We start from the raw sequence: 17,856 nt of genomic DNA, 5'->3' as shown, positions 1-17,856 counted from the left end.
GGTGGCGCGCAGCGCCGCTGAACCGCTGACAAGCTGAGCCGCGGATAGCTGATAGCATAATCTGCGGAGGCTTTTTGCATGCCCTTGCGTGTCGGCATCAATGGATTCGGTCGTATTGGCCGGAATTTCTTCCGGGCGGCGATCGGGAACCCAAAATTCGAAATCGTGGCGCTGAATGATATTACGGCGCCCGCCATGCTGGTGCATTTGCTCAAGTATGACTCCATCCTGGGCAATCTCGATGCCCGCGTGGAAGCCGGCGACAACTGGCTGGCCGTCAACGGGCGCCGGGTGCCGATCAGTGCCGAACCCGATCCGGCCAAGCTGGACTGGAGCGCCCATCAGGCCGCTCTCGTGGCGGAGTGCAGCGGCAAGTTCAGCAACGCCGAAGGCGCGGGGAAGCACCTGCGCGGCAGTGTGAAGAAAGTCGTCATTTCCGCTCCCGCCAAAGGCGCGGACGTGACGCTGGTGCCCGGGGTCAATGATGCCGCCTATGATCCGGCGAAGCATCGCATCATCTCGAATGCAAGCTGCACCACCAACTGTCTGGCGCCGGTGGCCAAGGTGCTGCACGATGCCTTTCATATCGTGTCGGGATCGATGACGACGGTGCATTCCTATACCAACGATCAGCGGCTGCTCGATTTGCCGCACAAGGACAAGCGCCGCGCCCGCGCTGCCGCCATCAATCTCATCCCGACCTCAACCGGCGCCGCATCGGCGCTGCATCTGGTGATCCCCGATCTTCAGGGCAAACTCGACGGCTTCTCGCTGCGTGTGCCCACCCCCGATGTTTCCGTCGTGGATCTGACCGTCTGGGTCGAACGTGCAGTCACCGTGGAGGAAGTCAACGCCGCCTTTCGTGCCGCTGCGGCGGCGGGCCCGATGCAGGGCATTCTGGGCTACGAAGAAGAGGAACTGGTATCGTCGGATTTCAAGGGCGACCCGCGCTCGGCGATTTTTGATTCCAAGTTAACCCGCGTCATTAGAGGCAATTGTGTCAAGGTGGTCGCCTGGTACGACAACGAGTGGGGCTATTCCTGCCGTCTACGGGATTTGATCGCCCGCATCGCGGAGGAATTCTAGCGGCATGGCCAAGCTCTCGGTGAGGCAACTTGCAGTCGAGCAGCGACTGGTGCTCACGCGCGTGGATTTCAACGTGCCATTGGAAGGCGAACGCGTGCTCGACAACAGCCGCATCGTGGCCACGCTGCCGACGCTGCGGCTGCTGATGGAGCGTGAGGCACGCATCGTGCTCTGTTCGCACATGGGCCGGCCGAAGGGGAAGCGCGATGAGCGCTACAGTCTGCGGCCCCTGGTGGCGCGGCTGGAGCATCTGCTCGAACATAGCGTCGGCTTCTGTCCCGAAACGGTGGGACCGCTGGCGCAGGAAATGGCGGCGCGCCTGGAACCCGGCAATCTCCTATTACTTGAAAATCTGCGGTTTCAGCCCGGCGAGGAAGCCAACGATGACGCCTTTTCCCGCCAGCTTGCCGCCCTGGGTGAAGCCTACGTCGACGATGCCTTTGGTGCGGCGCATCGCGCCCATGCCTCCATCGTGGGTGTCACCCAATACTTTCCGCAGGCGGCGGCCGGACTGCTGATGCAGTCCGAGCTCGACTACCTCGGCCGCCTGCTTCATGCCGATGAGCATCCCTACGTCGTCCTGCTCGGCGGCGCGAAAGTCTCCGACAAGCTGCCGCTGATCGCGCATCTGGCCCAGCGTGCCGATCGCATGCTCATCGGCGGCGGTATGGCCTATACGTTTTTGCGGGCGCTCGGGCAGCCCACCGGCGACTCGCTGGTGCAGGAAGACTTCGTCGAGCCCTGCCGCAAGCTGCTCGCCGATTTTCCCAAGGGCCATTTTGTTCTCCCCATTGATCACGTTCTCTCCAGCCAAGAAGTCGTCACCACGATTCCGGAGCACACCAAGGCGATGGATATCGGTCCCAGTACCCGCGCGAAGTTTGCCGAATACATCCGGCCCGCCCGCCTGTTGTTCTGGAACGGCCCGATGGGCGTGTTTGAGCAGCCGCCGCTCGATGCCGGAACCATCGCCGTGGCGCGCGCCGTCGCCGATTGCCACGGCATCACCGTCGCCGGCGGCGGCGACTCCATTGCGGCGCTGCGCCAAGCCGGCCTGAAAGACGCACTCACCCATGTTTCCACCGGCGGCGGCGCCTCGCTGGAATTCCTGGCCGGCGATCCGCTTCCGGGAGTCGAAGCCCTCACCGAGGTTTAACTATGCCCAGCAAAGCCAATCGCCGCCCCATGATGGTCGCCAACTGGAAAATGCATAAAACTGCGGCGGAAACGGGCGAGTTCTTCGCTCGCCTGCGCAAGCTGCGTGATAGCAATCACGACGGCGGCTGTTTTGTGATCGTGGCGCCGGCGTTTCCGTCGCTGGCGGCTGCCGCCGAGGCTGCCCGGCCCGACGGCATCGCCATTGCCGGCCAGAATCTGCATTGGGAGTCCGAAGGCGCCTTTACGGGCGAAGTCTCCGGCGCCATGCTCAGCGCAGCCGGCTGCACCTATGTCATCGTCGGTCACTCCGAGCGCCGCCTCGGCTGTGGTGAAACCGATGAACAGGTCCATAAGAAAGTCCGCGCTGCCCTGGCTGCCCAACTCACCCCCATTGTCTGCCTGGGTGAGACGCCGGAGCAGCGCGCCAGCAACGAGATTGAGCTGATCCTGCGCTACCAGTTCGAGCGCGCCTTCTGGGGCATGTCCGCCGAAGACCTGCGGCGCAGCGTGCTGGCCTACGAGCCGGTCTGGGCGATAGGAACCGGCAACACCGCAACTCCCGACATTGCCGAGGGGACGCACCGCTTCCTGCGCCGCTGCGCTGCCGATATTTTCGGCCCCGAAGCCGCGGCCGGCTTTACCATCCTCTATGGTGGCAGCGTCCACCCCTCCAACATCCGCGCCCTGCTGGAGCAGCCCGACGTCGATGGCGCCCTGGTGGGCGCCGCCAGCCTCGCCCCCGAGTCGTTCGCTGCCCTCGTCCAGGCCGGCAACGCCGCCGCCGCCCGCGCCGCCGCGGCCAAATCCTAAAGGCCCCTCCCCCACTTTGGGTGGGAATGTCACAAAACTGTGACGCTTTCGCTCCCGAAAAGATAGAAACAACGGCCTGACACGCCCAACTCACTGGGCCGCCGGATCATTTTGCTTGACCCTGGGCGGGGGGGAATTGTCTGTGTGCGCTCTCCAAAATAGCGCACTGTGACCCGTCCGAAGGAGGTATATGTTGTTGAGACTTGTCACCCGATTCCTTGGCTGTCTTGCACTCTTCGTGTTTTTGCTGGCATCGCCGCTTGCGCGTGCGCAGAGCTGGACAACTATCCCGATAAGCTTCTATCCTGGAACGATGCTGTTGATGACGGACGGCACCGTCCTGGTACATTACGTCAGTGAGCAACCCGACGGTACTCTATACTCATCCGGCGTCTGGATGCGACTCACGCCGGATGCATTCGGCAATTACACCGACGGCACGTGGTCGCAGCTTCCGACGATGCCCTCGCCCTACGCACCGAGATTTCACGCAACCGCCGTATTGCCGGATGGACGAGTTCTCGTCGAAGGCGGCGAGTACAATACCGACCTCACGCAGGTCGAGACGACTATGGGTGCCATATACGACCCTGTGTCGAACGCCTGGACCAGCGTGAACCCGCCCAGCAGCAGCGATTACCCGAACATTGGCGACGCCCAAAGCGTCGTCCTGCCGAACGGCACCTTTATGCTCGGCGACTGCTGCGGCCCCTTCGAAGCGCTCTTCGACGCAAGCAACCTTACTTGGCCGACCATCGGAAACAAATCCACCTCAAATGCTGAGGAAGGCTGGGTACTTTTGCCGAACGGCAAGGTCTTGACCGTCGATCTCGGAAGCGCCGACGGGACGACATCGGAGCTTTACGACCCGTCAACCGGACAGTGGTCAGCGACAGGAACAATCCCCGTCCAGCTCGAAGATACGCGTTGCGATGAAACCGGCCCAATGGTCCTGCAGCGCAACGGCACGGTTTTCGCGGTGGGCGGGGCCGGGTTCACGGCGACCTATGCTCCTTCTAGCGGCCAATGGACCGAGGGCCCGTTCATCAGTGGAGACTACTTCGACGACGATGGGCCGGCGACGCTGCTTCCCGACGGCAACGTTTTTTTCCAGGTTTCCTACTTCCCCGGAACAGGAGCAGGAAGCTGCTACGGCAACGGCAGTGAATTCTTCGAGTGGAACGGGAGCACCCTGGTCCAGGAGCCTGGTCCCCCGGACGAGCCTGATGACGCGCCTTCCTACGAGGGCAGAATGCTCATGCTGCCCACAGGGCAGGTGCTCTACGATGATGCGTACTACGACAATAATGAGAACCAGGATAAGAACCTTTTTCTTTACACCCCGTCCGGCACCTACCAAGCCTCCTGGCAGCCGCAGATTACATCAGTCCCGTCAACGCTCTACACCAACACTGTCAACAACTCCATCTCGGGGATCCAGTTCAATGGCCAATCCCAAGGATCAATGTACGGCGACGACGAACAAATGGCCGAAAACTTTCCCCTGGTTTACATCAAGAACATTTCCACAGGGCATATCTTCTACTGCCGGACGCACAACTTCAGCACCATGGGCGTGGCAACCGGTTCCACCGTGGTTTCAGCTCAGTTCGACATCCCGGGCAACGCGGAGACCGGCGCAAGTGACATCGTCGTGGTCGCTGATGGAATCCCGTCGCCGCCGGTCTCGGTCGATGTAGAATACGGAGCGGGGCAGCAGAACGTGACGGTCTCACCTACCAGTCTGAGTATGTATTCAAGAAATGGAAGCAGCGGAGGTGGAACGGCGACACTGACCAATAATGGGCCGGGCACCCTGGGGATCAATGGCGTTCTGGGTGGATGGCGACTACTTCTCACTTTCCTCGACTACCTGTTCGAGTAGTCTCCCGCAGGGCGACTCCTGCACCGCTGAGGTTTCGTTTTCTCCAGGGCAGTATTGCATTCAAAGCCCGACGTACGGGACGCTCTATTTTTCCGATAGCGCAACCTCTGGCCAGCAGACGGTCAGTCTCGAGGGTTCGCAGTCGGGCTGTTTGCAAATTCCCTCCGGCGGCTCATTGAAACCAGCCCAGCCCGAAGCCGCAAAGAGCCAACCGCAAAAAACTGGAGGGAAAAAATGAAGACCGCCAAGTTGGCCCTGCTCCCTGGCTTGCTGCTTCTGCTTGTGGCCTACGCGGGTGCGCAATCGCCCGGTAAAGCCGCGTCAACCGGGACCTCGCTTCCGGTTGCAGCTGCCGCGCCCGGGCCCGCGGTGCCGGCCCCAAATCCAATGCCCTCGCACAGCAACACGACTCAAGCGGCCGCGTCAGCGGGCCGCCAGCGGCCGCTGGCGCCGGGCGTCTCCAGCGAGCAGCCCCATCACCACTGGCTCCGGATCGCAATTATTTCCGTCGCAGTGATCTTGGGCGTAGTTGCGATCCTTGCCTATCGGCACAACAACTCCGCGCGCTGCTGCGCGTATCCGGGACCCTGATCCTTCTGCGAGGTCCAGAAGGTCGGGCGGAGGCGCCGCTGCCCGCGAGGACAGCGGCGCCCCTCTTGCCTTTGCGGCCCTCCCGGCGCCTCCAGGCCAGCAGAATCCTGCGTCTGGCTGTAAACTGTAAACTGTAAGCTGTAAGCTGTAGACTGTTGGCTGTACTGCGCGGAAGTGGTGAAACTGGCAGACACACCATCTTGAGGGGGTGGCGCCGCAAGGCATGCGGGTTCGAGTCCCGCCTTCCGCACCACCGTTTGATTTCATCGATTTTATGAACTTCCTGCTTACCATATTTTTCGTCATCATCTCGGTCATGCTGATCGTGGTGGTTATGCTGCAAAGCGGCCATGCCGGCGATATCGCCTCGGCCTTTGGCGGCATGGGCAGCCAGACGGCATTTGGCCCGCGCGGGGCGCAAACTGCCTTGGGCAAGGCGACCATCGTGCTGGCCGTGCTGTTTTTGGTCACCAGCATTACCCTGGCGATTCTGTCGGCGGGCAATAAGCCCAACGCCAAGTCGATCCTCGGAGCTGCGCCGCTTCCGTCCAGCGCGCCCGCGCAGACGCATAAGCCCTTGCCTAAGAAGTAGACGCAATGCCGCTGCGGCAGATCACCTTCCCGGTTGGTCCGCTCGCCTGCAATTGCACCATTCTCGGAGATGACGGCAGCGCGCGCGCCATCGTGATTGACCCCGGCGCCGAAGTGAATGCGATCGTGAGCTGTCTGGCGGAGCACGAGTGGAAGCTAGAGGCGATTCTCGTCACCCACGCCCATATCGATCACATTGGCGGCGCCGCGGAGCTCAAGCGCTGCACCGGCGCTCCCGTTTGGCTGAACCCGAGCGATTTTGAGCTGTATGGCACATTGGCGGCGCAAGCGGCATGGCTTGGGGTGCCGGTACCGGAGCGCACGCCTATCGATTTTGAGTTGCGCTCCAGCACGCGCATCTCGCTGGGCGGAGAATCGCTGGAGATCCTGGAAACCCCCGGTCATACGCAAGGCAGCATCAGCCTTTTTTTGCCGTCGGAAGGCAAGCTATTTGCCGGCGACACGCTCTTTGCCGGCTCCATCGGCCGCACTGACCTGCCCGGCGGCGACACGGTTCTGCTTCAGCATACGCTTCGGCAGGTCATCCTCGGTCTTCCCGATCCGACCGTCGTCATCCCCGGGCACGGGCCGCAAACCACCATCGCCCGGGAGCGCCGGACCAATCCCTTCCTGCAAGGTTGATGCGCTGACCCGCTGATTCGCTGAGAAGCTGACCCGCTACCGTCCACTGACTGCGGCTGCGACTGCATCCGGTCCGGTCTGCAATTGCCGCCAACGGGTGGGCGCAATCTGCTCGAACGCTTCGACTACCTTCGGGTCAAACTGCTTGCCCGCCTCGCGTGCAATTTCCTCGCGGGCGTTCTCCCAGGTCAGGGCTTTGCGGTAGGGCCGATCGCTCGTCATGGCATCGAGCGTATCCGCCACAGCAAAAATGCGCGCGTCCAGCGGAATGTCGTCGCCCTTCAGACCGCGAGGATAGCCGCTGCCATCAAAATGCTCCTGATGGGCGAGCACCAGCTCGGCGGCTTCTGCCAGCGAGGGCACCTGAGTGACCAGGTCGAAGCCAATCTGCACATGGCTGCGCATGACTTCCTGCTCCTCGGGCGTCAGGGCGCCAGGCTTGTTCAGAATTGCGTCGGGGATGCCCAGTTTGCCAATGTCATGCAGATAGGAGGCGTGCTCCAGCCGCCGCAGCTCCTCTTGCGAATAGCCCATCCGGGCCGCCAGTTCGAGTGCAAACCGGCTCACCCGCAGACAATGGCCGGCCACATCGTGGGCGCGCACATCCAGAGTCATGGCGACCGCCCGCAGGGTTTCGTTCGACTGCATCTTCATCTGCTGCAACGCGACCGTTAGCTGCTTGGTACGCTCGGCCAGCATGCTTTCGGCTTGCTTCTGGCGTGCGGTGGCGGCATCGGCTTCGGCCCGGCGCGCCAGGGTCGAGCGAACGGTAGACAGCACTTGGCCCAGATCGAGCGGTTTGACCAGAAAATCGGCTGCCCCGTTGCGCATGGCCTGCACCGCAGTTTTAGTGTCCGGCGCCGCTGTGGCCATCAGAAAGGCCGTGTGGGGGTGCTTGCTGCCGATCGCTTCCAGCAACTCCAGGCCCGTTCGGCCCGGCATGTGCAGGTCGGAGATCACGAGATCGACCTCGCCCTGCTGCAAATGCAGCAGAGCGTCGTCCACGCTGGCGCTGCTTTCGCACACGTAGCCGTTGTCCTCGAGAAACGAACACAGCAGATCCCGTACCATGGGCTCGTCGTCTACGATCAACAGGCGCGCTTCTGTACTCTCCCTAGCCATAGCTCCGCGTCAGAATAGCGTATTTTTATGACTCCTTGACGTGTTATCGGCCAAGTGGCAGTCTTTCTTAGCTACCGACACACAGCCACAGGAATATTGATGATAAAAACAGCATACACTTCGTTGGCGCTTGCGCTCCTCTTGATCCTGCCTGCGGGGGCACAGGCCGCTGCCTCTGCCCAAAAAGAGCTCAAGCCAGACTATGCCCTGGCGGCCCGTTTTATGCCGGTGGAGATGAAGCAGCTCGTCTTCTCGACTTCTGTGTCTCCGCACTGGTTCACTCACTCCGACCGGTTCTGGTTCAGCTACAAAACCACCGCGGGCACCAGCTACTACGTAGTGGACCCAGCCACGAAAGCCCGCAGACCGCTGTGGGACAATGCCAGGCTCGCCGAGCAACTGACCGAGCTGACGGGCGTCGCCTACGACGCACAGCATCTTGGCGTCGAGGGCCCACGGATGGTTAACGATGACACCCAAATGCGCTTTTACGTCGAAATCCGCGCGGATGCCGTCCTGCCAGGTACGCCGAATTATTCGCAGGTGTTGAAGGCCGCGCAGCTCGCCGAAGCGAAAGCGCCATCAAACGGCGAGGCGAAAGCGCTGCCCAAGCGCAAGCTCTATTGTCTCTACACCCTGGCGACCGGCAAGCTGCAGCGTCTCGACCACTTTGCCGTTCCCGCGCAGCCGCTATGGGCGAACCTCTCGCCCAATGGTGACGTGATCCTTTTCGCGCGCGGCAACAACCTGTTCCTGATGGGCAGGGCGAGCTACGAAAAGGCGCTGAAGAACCCGGCCGACCCGAGCATTGAGGAAACGCAGCTCACCACGGATGGCGTGCCGGGCTACAGCTACGCAGCGCGGCTCACACCGGAGGTCGACGCGGCGGTGAAGAAGCAGGACAAAGGCGACGCCAAGAACCCCAAGGGCATGCGCGTCCCGGCGCTGGCGATGCACTGGTCGCAGGACGGCGCCAAATTCGCCTTCATCCGCGAGGATGACCGCAAGGTTGCCGATCTCTGGGTGATTCACTCGCTGGCCAAGCCGCGGCCCGAACTGGAAACCTACCCCTACGCCATGCCAGGCGAGAGCAACGTGCCGGTGCCGGAAATTCAGATTTTTACGCTGGCCACGCGGCAGCGGGTGGTGGTTCCGGAAAAAGACGTGCCCCTGGTCGATCCGTCCATTTACCTCGTCGATGCGCGGCCCACGAGCGAAGAGCGGGAGAATGCCGCCGAGCGCCGCGCGCAAATCGGGCAGTTGCACCTGGGCGGTGACATGACCTACGGGGGCAGCAATAGCTCGCGCTGGATCGCTCCCGGCCACGACAAACTCTACATCATCGTGGGCGATCGTGACTTCCGTTCGACCGATGCCTGCGTGATTGATACCGCAAGCGGGAAGGTCACGACGCTGATTCAGGAAAGCGCGAATGAATGGCTGGATTCCGCGCCGCCGTACGGCGGCCGCGGCGACATGTGGCTGGTCAACCACGGGCAGAACATCATCTGGTGGTCCGAGAGGGACGGCTGGAAGCATTACTACCTCTACAGCAACACCGGCCAGCTTCTGCATTCGATTACCAGCGGGGCGTGGATGTCAGAAAACGTGGTTGGCATTGACGACGCCACGCACACGCTCTACTTCATGGGCAACGGGCGCGATAAAGGGCTGAACCCTTATTACGAGCATCTGTACCGCGTTGGCTTCGACGGCTCGGGCCTGACCGATCTCACGTCCGGCGACTTCACGGACACGGTCGAGGCCAGCGATGACGCCCATGACTTCATCGTGAACGCCTCGCGCGCCGATGCCGCTCCGGTCTCCACGCTCATTGATGGCCGCGGCACGCTGCTGGCCTCACTCGCCCACACCGACGTCAGCCGCCTCCTGGCCGCCGGTTATCAGTATCCGGTTCGCTTCAAGATCAAAGCCGCCGACGGCATTACCGACATTTACGGCGTGATGTATCGCCCCTTCAATTTGAACCCGAAGCACAAGTACCCGATTATCGAGTACGTCTATCCGGGTCCGCAGACCGAAGGGGTGAGCCGCAGCTTCCGCCCCACCGACCCCAACCTGGTGCTGGCGCAGATGGGCTTCATCGTGATCGAGGTCGGCAACCGCGGCGGCTCGCCGCACCGCGACAAGTGGTACGACACCTTCGGCTATGGCAATCTACGCGATTACGGTCTCGCCGACAAGCGCCAGGCGGTGGTGGAGATGGCGGAGCAGTACCCCTACATTGACGCCAGCAAGGCCGGCATGTGGGGACATTCGGGCGGCGGTTTCATGACCGCAGCGGCGATGTTGCAATACCCGACGTTTTACACTGCGGGCTGGTCGGAATCGGGCAATCACGACAACAACAACTACAACCGCGCCTGGAGCGAGAAGTACGACGGCGTGCGCGAGCGGCGGGATACTGCGGGCGCCATCAAGTTTATATACACCATCGAGAAGAATGAATCGCTCGCGGCCAACCTCAAAGGCCATCTCATGCTTACCACCGGCGACATGGACAACAACGTGTCCATGGTGAACACCATGCAGCTTGCCGACGCCCTGATTCATGCTGACAAGCGCTTCGAAATGCTGGTGTTTCCCGGCATGCGCCATCCCTACCGGCCGATTGCCGATTACGTCCTCGTCCGCCGCATGGACTTTTTTGCCCACTGGCTGCTCGGGGACTCAGATACCGGCGCCGACATCATATTGCTGCAAAACGAGAAGCAGCATAGCACCGGGCGGGAGTTTATCGAGTAGCTTACAGCCTACAGCTTACAGCTTACAGCTTTGCCCAGCCCTCTGATTCTGACGATCAGGGCGCTGAGCATGCGTTTCACCTCCTCGAGTTGCGCTTCGGCCTGCTTGGTTCGATCAGGGTGAATGAACCCGAGATCGAGTGCCAGCAGCAACTGGCTGTGCAGCTCGGAAGCCGATCCCATGGCAATCTGCAGGAAGCGCTTCATGTCCGGATCGCTGTCGCGCCCGCAGCCCTCGGCAATATTGGCGGCGATGGAGACTGCCGCGCGGCGCATTTGGTTGGTGAGTCCGAACCGTTCGGAAACCGGAAACCCGGCGCTCGCTCGATAAACTTCTACTGCGAGCAGATGTGCCTTGCGCCATACGGCAAGCTTGCGGAAGTCCTGCATAGCTGTAAGCTGTGAACTGTAAGCTGTAAGCTAAAATCTTGGCGGCGGCGTCTCCATTTTGAATTCGTGTGGGGGCTCCTCCCCGGCCAGGTACCGCACGAAGAAATCCCAGCGCTGGCGCATCTGGTAGGGGCTGTAGGTGGCGTAGCCATGATGCGCGTTGGGATAGAGAATCAGCTTGAAATCCTTGTTTGCCTTGATGAGCGCCTGAACCACCAGCAGGGTGTTGTTCAGGGGCACGTTGTTGTCGCTGGTGCCCACGGTCAGCATGAGGTGGCCTCTGAGGTTCTTGGCGGCGGATTCGTTGTCCTGGCCGGTGTAGGTGGTCTCGTGATCGACGCCGGTGGGCGTAACCAGGCCCTGGTAGCGTTCCGCCCAGTCGTCTTCATACTCCAAGGGATCGTGATTGCCGCTTTCGGCTACGCCGACCTTGAAGAAGTTTGGATAGCGGAACATCGCATCGGCCGTGGCGAAGCCGCCGCCGGAGTGGCCCCACATGCCTGCTTTGCTGATGTCGATATAGGGGAACTTCTGCGCCAGCTCCTTCATGCCGATCACCTGATCGGGCAGGGTATTGTCTTTCATGTCGCCGTAATAGGCGTCATGGAATTTCTCGCCGCGCCAGGGTGTGCCCATGCCGTCGAGGGAAACCACGACGAAGCCCAACTGCGCCAGCGCCTCGTCATCGCCGCGTGCTGCGGCAAAGTTCCAGTTCGCGACGCTGCCAATCTGCGGGCCGGGATAAATGTAGTTGATGATGGGGAACTTCCGTCCCGGTTCCGGGTGAAAGGGCGGAATCATGACGCCATAGATATCAGTCTTGTGGTCGCGGCCTTTGACGGCGACCATGATCGGGGGCTTCCAGCCGGTGGCGACGAGCCGTGAAATATCGGCCTTGGTCAGCCGCATCAGCAGCTTGCCGGTATCGGTGCGCAGCACGCTGATGGGCGGAGCGTCGGGTGTCGAGTAGGTATCGATGAAATACTTGCCGCCGGGTGCGAACGATATGCGGTGGTTTTCGTTCTCCGGCGTGAGCCGCTGCGGCTCGCCGCCGGCGATCGGTGCGCGCCACAACTGCTGGTAGTAGGGATTCACACCCGGCACTGCGGTCGCAATATAGTAGACGTAGCCGGCTTTGTGGTCCACGTAAACCACTGAGTCCACGTTGCCATTACTGGGCGACGTGATCTGGTGCTGTGCCTTGCCGTCCAGGCCATAGAAGTAGAGCTGCCCGAGGCCAGCTTCGGTGCCGCCAGCCATGCCCGGCGCTGGTGGAGCGTCTTTTTGCGAGTACCAGATAAAGCCGCCACGTTTGGGCAAATAGCGGAACGTGCCGCCGCCCTGCCCGCCCTGGTACTGTGTTTTCACCGTATCTTCAAAAATGGTTTGCACGGCGCCGGTGGCGGCATCGGCCAGCCGCACCCATTCGTGCTTGTGCCCGCGCGAGGTCGAGACGAAGAGCAACTTCGTCCCTTCGGGGTTCCACTGCACGTCTTCGTGCTGACTCCAGGCCAGATCGTCTTTGGTGGTCGAACGGTGCTGATCGGGCGGCATCTGCAGCCGCACCACTTTGGGTGCGCCCGGTCCTGCCACGTCGATGACGACGCGCTGAATCGTGGTCACCACCTTGTCGCCGGGCAGCGGGTAGACCTGGGTAACGAGCTTCGGATGACCGGCGACCACGGGAACCAGGTACAGCTTGCCCACGCCGCGCTGATCCTGCTGGTAGGTCGCAATCCTGGTGGAATCCGGTGACCAGAGCACAATCGCGCGGTCGCTGTTGGTCCAGCCGGCATTGTCGGTGGCGTAGCCGAAGTTCTCGACACCGTCAAAGGTCAACTGCGTATCCTGATGTGTCTGCATATTCCGCAGCCACAGGTTCCAGTTCTTGATGTAGACCGCGAGCGTGCCGTTGGGAGAAACCGACAGCGGCGGCTGGCCGGGTGTGCCGCCGCCAGCTCCAAATCGTGCAAACGGATTGGGTGGCGCCGGTTGATTTGACGGCTCACAGCTCGCGCCCGAGCGTGTGCACTGATAACGCTTGCCCCTGTAGCTCAGCGTGACTGACTGCCCGTCCGGAGAAAATGTCAGTCCAGTCACTCGCAGTGTCTTCACCGTCACCTTGCGGCCGGAGATGGCGCTCAGTGCCCGCGCCATCGCCACCCGGTCAAACGCCGGTTCGCGGGTGGCCCGGGCGGGGTTCACCAGCACGTAATTCGGCCCCTGGGCGTCGCTGGCCGAATACCAGAAGCGCCCGTCCTTGAGCCAATGCGCCCCCTCCATGGCGTTCAGCACCAGCGGATCGACGTTGTAGCCCAGGTAGCGTTCCGCCTCGGCGTATTGGGCCGCCGTCACCTGCTTTGGTGCCATCTGTGCCCCCAGTCCGATCCCCATCCCCAAAACCAGGCTGAACGTCACGCAATCTCGAATCAGCATGTACTTTCGGTCCTCCGTGCGTTAACTGTAAACTGTGGACTGTAAACTGTAAACACTCGTGAAAACCTGCGCCAACATCCTCGAAGCCATCGGACATACGCCCCTGGTCCGCATCAACTCCATCACCCGCGACATTCCGGCCGCAATTTACGCGAAGCTCGAGACCTTCAATCCCGGCAACTCGATCAAGGACCGCATGGCCCTGAAAATGATCGAGGATGCCGAAAAAGCGGGCCTGCTCAAGCCCGGAGGCACGATCGTCGAGGGCACCAGCGGCAACACTGGCATGGGTCTGGCCATTGCCGCCGTCATCAAGGGCTACAAGTGCGTGTTTACGACTACGGACAAGCAGTCCAAGGAGAAGATCGACGCCTTGCAGGCTTTCGGCGCCGAGGTCATCGTCTGTCCCACCAACGTCGAACCGGAAGACCCGCGTTCGTATTATTCGGTTTCCGACCGTCTCGCCCGCGAAATCCCCGGCGCCTGGAAGGCCAACCAATATGACAATCTCTCCAATACGGCTGCCAATTACGAGCAGACAGGGCCAGAAATCTGGGAGCAAACCGAAGGCGCGATCACGCACCTGATTGTGGGCGTGGGCACGGGCGGCACGGCCAGCGGCACCGGCCGCTACCTGAAGGAGCGCAACCCGAAAATCAAGGTCTGGGGCATCGACACCTACGGTTCCGTTTTCAAGAAGTACAAGGAAACCGGTGAATTCGACAAGCACGAAATCTACCCCTACATCACGGAGGGGATCGGCGAAGACTTCCTGCCGCGCAACGTCGATTTTTCCGTCATTGATCATTTTGAGAAAGTCACCGACAAAGATGCTGCGGTGATGACGCGCCGCATTGCCCGCGAGGAAGGCATTTGGGCGGGCAACTCGGCCGGCGCCGCGATGGCGGGCGTGCTGCAGCTCAGGAGCAACTTCCAGGCCGGCGATCTGGTGGTGGTGATTTTTCACGACCACGGCTCGCGCTACCTCGGCAAGATGTTTAACGACGACTGGATGCGGGAGCGCGGCTTTCTGGAAAAAAGCGGCATGACGGCGCGCGATCTGGTGGCCTCGGGTTTGTCCGGCGAGCTTTTTTCGGTGGAAGCGCAGGAGCCGGTCGAACACGCCGTGCGCGTCATGAGCCTGCACGACTTCAGTCAGATCTCCATCACTCAGGATAGCCGTCTGGTCGGCTCGCTCAACGAGACTCAGCTTTACACCTCGCTGCTCGACCACCCTGAAATCAAGAGCCAGCCGCTCGATACCATCATGCAGCCGGCCTTTCCCTTCGTCGATATCACGACGCCGGTCGATCTGCTGGCGACCATGATCACGCCCGTCAATCCCGCGGTGCTGGTCCGTGACTTCAAAACCGACAAGACCTTCATCATCACCCGCAGCGACGTCATCCGGGTTCTATAATTTCCTCATGAAGCTGACGTGCGTGTTTGAAGAAGCGGCCGAGGGTGGCTACATCGCCTACGTCGAAGAACTTCCCGGCGCCAACACGCAGGGCGAAACGCTGGAGGAGGCCCGTGCCAACCTCCGCGAGGCGGTCGAGCTGGTCCTGGGGACCAACCGCGAGCTGGCCGAGCGTTCGCTCCGCGAGCGTCGCGTCCGGGCCATCCGCGAGCTCTGGGTGACTGAGAAGGCGTGAAGCGTCGTGATTTGATCCGGCGCCTCGAGCGCGCCGGCTGCATCATGATTCGTGAGGGCGCCCGTCACACCGTCTACCTGAACCCGGCAACCCGCAAGACCTCGACGGTGCCACGTCACATAGAGGTGAAAGAGCGACTGGCGCTGAAGATTCTTGACGATCTGGGCATCGACCAGCCTTAGCCCGCTAATCGGCGCGGAGGGCCTCGATTGGATTCACCTGAGCGGCGCGGCGGGCGGGCAGCCAGGCGGCGGCGAGCGAGCAGGCGGCGAGCAGCACCGCGGCGGCGGCGAGCGACCAGGGATCATGCGCGGGCACCTGGTATAAGTAGGCGGCCACCAGGTGCGATAGCTCCCAGGCGAGCGCCAGACCTGCTGCCGCGCCAAGAGCCACCAGCCATGCGGCGCGCCCCAGCACCAGGCGAACGATGTCGCGGCGCTCGGCGCCGAGCGCCATGCGGATGCCCAGCTCGCGCGTGCGCTCGCTCACTGCATAGGCGAGCAACCCGTACAGCCCCGCGAGCGCGATTGCCAGCGCCGCGAGGCCAAACAGGGTCAGCAGCCGGACGGCAAAGATCTGCTGGCCGATTGAGCGGTCCACCAGCTCCTGCATAGTCAGAAATCCCTGCGGCGCCACTTCCGGCGCCAGCTTATGCAGGACTGCCCGCATGCCGGCGATGATGGCCGCGGGTGGAGCAGCGGAGCGCACGGCGAGATCGGTCGAGTAGCTGGCGGTTCCATAAAAAGCGTGCCCCGGGCCCAGTTGTGTGGTAGAAAAATAAATAGTCGGCTGTGCCGGTAAGCCCACCGCACGGCCATGCACGTTCGCCAGAATGCCGACGATGGGATAGCCGAACTGTTTGCTGCCGATCAGGTGCTGGCCAGGGTAGTATTTGCCGGCAAAGGCCTCGTTGACCACGGCGACCTGCGGCGTGTGGAGCGTGTCGCGCTGCGGGTCGAACCAGCGCCCGTGCAGCAGAGGGATGGCGAAGACCTTTGGGAAATCGGGGCTGGCCAAGCGGATGGCGGCACTCTTGGTCATGCCGTCCCAGCGCATGGTGGCCTGGAAGTTGGTCTCGAGCGGTATCGTCGAACAGAGGGTGACGTACTCGACGCCGGGCAAGGCACGGACCCGTTCGAGCAGGAGCCGATCGAAGCTCGTCACCATGTCCCGGTGCGCGAACATTCCGCGCGGGAAGCTCAGTGGCGTGGTCACGATGTTGCGCGTTGAGAAGCCGAGCGGCACCGACCGCAGCGCATAAATGGTGCGCAGCATCAGCGCCGCGCCGGCGAGCAGGAGCAGGGCCAGAGCAATTTCGCCCACCACCAGCCCGTCGCGCAGGCGCGACTGGCCGCGTCCGCCTGCGGCAGTCGCGGCGTCATTCAAACCTGCCTCCGCGGGCGCGTGGGAGGCGAGCAGCGCCGGAATCAGGCCGGCGACGATGACCGAGAGCGCGGTAATTCCCATCAGGGCCGCGAGCGCTGTCCCGCTCGCGCTAACGTGGTTCAGGCCAACGGGCAGCTCGCGCTGCAAATAATGTCCCAGCAGCGCCAAGCCGCCGGCCGCGAGCGCCCACCCCACGCCGGCCGCCAGCAAGCCGATTGCCGCGCTTTCTACCAGCAGCGGACGGATCAATTGCCATCGCGCCGCGCCCAGCGCCCGCCGCACCGCGAGTTCCTGCCGCCGCCGCGCGTAGCGGGTGAGTAGAAGTCCAGCGACGCTGAAGCAGGCGATCAGCCACACCAATGCCGTGGCCACGCTCACAGCAGCGATTGCTGGACGAAGGGCGCCCTCCAGGCCGCGGCGATACGAACTGGCTACTCCCTGCTTTGGCGCTCCCGCCGGCGCCGGATGTGCGCGTGCCAGACTGGCTTCGACGCTGCGCAGTTCGGCTTGGGCTTCCGCGGGCGCCACTCCCGGACACAGCCTGCCGATTACGCGCAGGTGCGCCTGCGCCTTGCCCCACACCAGGTCCGTCGCCTTCGGCTGGAAGAGCGTGTATAGCGCCGCATTGTGCGGAGGGAAACTCACTCCGGCGGGCAAGATGCCTGCGACCGTGTAGGCTTTGCCATCGAGTGTGATTGCTTGGCCAAGGATCCCCGGTGCATCGTGCAGATACAAATGCCACAGCGCGTGGCTAAGAATCACGGCATTTGGGGCTGAGCCCCAGGCCCCTGGGGTCGCAATCCCCAGCAGCGGAAACAAATTGTTGCTGACCGCGATGTTTTCGACCAAATCCGTCGCGCTGGCATGTCGCAGGGTCGTCATCGACGCCGTCCAGAATCCGATTGCAGCGAAGCCATACAGCCGTGTGCGCCACGCCTGTATAACCGGCAGCGAAACGCCACCAAAGCGTCCGCCCGCTCGCAGGCTCATCAGCCGCTCGGGCTGGCGATAGGGAAGTGGCTTCAGTAGGGCCGCATTGACCACGCTGAACATGGCTGTACCCACACCAATGCCAAGCGCCAGCACGATGACTGCCGCGGCCAAGAAACCGGACGAGCGGCCCAGCCGCCGCACGGCGTAGGCAACATCTCGGCCCCACGCAGCCGCCGTGTTTTCCCAACCGAAGGCGCGGACCCGGTCGCGGGCGCGCTCCTCATCGCCGGGATTGAGGCCGGCGGCGCGCGCTTCGACAAAATAGTGCGCGACCTCATCGTTTTGGTCGCGCCAGCGATGGGCCAGGCCGGCGAATCCTTTGCAGAGCTGGCGCCAGCGCGACATG

General features: G+C 62.3%; 14 protein-coding genes and 1 tRNA gene. 11 read left to right on the top strand and 4 right to left on the bottom strand.

Annotation, left to right across the window (positions count from 1 at the left end; genetic code table 11):
* Nucleotides 1-78 precede the first annotated feature (78 nt).
* The 7 genes from gap (at nt 79) to EPN33_10530 (ending at nt 6,763) form a co-directional block, all read left to right on the top strand.
* Complete coding sequence (gene gap / locus EPN33_10560; GenBank protein TAN22082.1) at nt 79-1,086, top strand: type I glyceraldehyde-3-phosphate dehydrogenase; 1,008 nt, start codon at nt 79-81, stop codon at nt 1,084-1,086.
* Between the two features lie 4 nt (nt 1,087-1,090).
* The gene (locus EPN33_10555; GenBank protein ID TAN22081.1) at nt 1,091-2,242 is read left to right on the top strand and encodes a phosphoglycerate kinase; all 1,152 of its coding nucleotides are present in this window, start codon (nt 1,091-1,093) and stop codon (nt 2,240-2,242) included.
* 32 nt (nt 2,243-2,274) lie between these two features.
* Complete coding sequence (locus EPN33_10550) at nt 2,275-3,054, top strand: triose-phosphate isomerase (GenBank protein ID TAN22170.1); 780 nt, start codon at nt 2,275-2,277, stop codon at nt 3,052-3,054.
* Nucleotides 3,055-3,244: 190 nt separating this feature from the next.
* Nucleotides 3,245-4,939: a hypothetical protein gene (locus EPN33_10545; protein ID TAN22080.1), complete on the top strand. Its 1,695-nt coding sequence runs from the start codon at nt 3,245-3,247 to the stop codon at nt 4,937-4,939.
* Nucleotides 4,940-5,698: 759 nt separating this feature from the next.
* Nucleotides 5,699-5,783 (top strand) — tRNA-Leu (locus EPN33_10540).
* A gap of 21 nt (nt 5,784-5,804) precedes the next feature.
* A complete protein-coding gene (secG, locus tag EPN33_10535; GenBank protein ID TAN22079.1) occupies nt 5,805-6,122 on the top strand; it encodes a preprotein translocase subunit SecG in 318 nt (105 codons plus the stop codon).
* 5 nt (nt 6,123-6,127) lie between these two features.
* Nucleotides 6,128-6,763, top strand: coding sequence for an MBL fold metallo-hydrolase (locus EPN33_10530; GenBank protein ID TAN22078.1), 636 nt, complete (start codon nt 6,128-6,130; stop codon nt 6,761-6,763).
* Nucleotides 6,764-6,799: 36 nt separating this feature from the next.
* Here EPN33_10530 and EPN33_10525 read toward each other — a convergent pair whose 3' ends face one another.
* Nucleotides 6,800-7,885, bottom strand: a complete 1,086-nt coding sequence (locus tag EPN33_10525; GenBank protein ID TAN22077.1) for a response regulator — start codon at nt 7,883-7,885, stop codon at nt 6,800-6,802.
* Nucleotides 7,886-7,984: 99 nt separating this feature from the next.
* Between EPN33_10525 and EPN33_10520 the strand changes: the two genes are divergently transcribed.
* A complete protein-coding gene (locus EPN33_10520) occupies nt 7,985-10,651 on the top strand; it encodes a S9 family peptidase (protein ID TAN22076.1) in 2,667 nt (888 codons plus the stop codon).
* A gap of 8 nt (nt 10,652-10,659) precedes the next feature.
* Here EPN33_10520 and EPN33_10515 read toward each other — a convergent pair whose 3' ends face one another.
* Nucleotides 10,660-11,040 (bottom strand): four helix bundle protein, encoded by a 381-nt coding sequence (locus EPN33_10515; protein TAN22075.1) that lies wholly within the window; start codon nt 11,038-11,040, stop codon nt 10,660-10,662.
* A gap of 30 nt (nt 11,041-11,070) precedes the next feature.
* Nucleotides 11,071-13,476, bottom strand: coding sequence for a S9 family peptidase (locus EPN33_10510; protein TAN22074.1), 2,406 nt, complete (start codon nt 13,474-13,476; stop codon nt 11,071-11,073).
* A 58-nt stretch (nt 13,477-13,534) separates the two neighbouring features.
* Between EPN33_10510 and EPN33_10505 the strand changes: the two genes are divergently transcribed.
* From EPN33_10505 to EPN33_10495, 3 genes are read left to right on the top strand one after another with little or no spacing between them, the layout of a single operon-like run.
* Nucleotides 13,535-14,896, top strand: coding sequence for a pyridoxal-phosphate dependent enzyme (locus EPN33_10505; protein TAN22073.1), 1,362 nt, complete (start codon nt 13,535-13,537; stop codon nt 14,894-14,896).
* Nucleotides 14,897-14,903: 7 nt separating this feature from the next.
* On the top strand, nt 14,904-15,131 hold the full coding sequence (locus tag EPN33_10500) for a type II toxin-antitoxin system HicB family antitoxin (protein ID TAN22072.1): 228 nt from the start codon (nt 14,904-14,906) through the stop codon (nt 15,129-15,131).
* Nucleotides 15,128-15,313: a type II toxin-antitoxin system HicA family toxin gene (locus EPN33_10495; GenBank protein TAN22071.1), complete on the top strand. Its 186-nt coding sequence runs from the start codon at nt 15,128-15,130 to the stop codon at nt 15,311-15,313. The genes EPN33_10500 and EPN33_10495 overlap by 4 nt, the downstream gene beginning before the upstream one ends.
* Before the next feature lie 4 nt (nt 15,314-15,317).
* Here EPN33_10495 and EPN33_10490 read toward each other — a convergent pair whose 3' ends face one another.
* On the bottom strand, nt 15,318-17,855 hold the full coding sequence (locus EPN33_10490; GenBank protein ID TAN22070.1) for an FtsX-like permease family protein: 2,538 nt from the start codon (nt 17,853-17,855) through the stop codon (nt 15,318-15,320).
* Between the last annotated feature and the right edge of the window lies 1 nt (nt 17,856).

It is taken from the genome of Acidobacteriota bacterium (genome assembly GCA_004299485.1).
Taxonomy (GTDB): Bacteria; Acidobacteriota; Terriglobia; order Terriglobales; family SCQP01; genus SCQP01.
The sequence above is the reverse complement of the archived record's forward strand: the minus strand, read 5'-3'. Positions and strand labels throughout refer to the sequence as shown.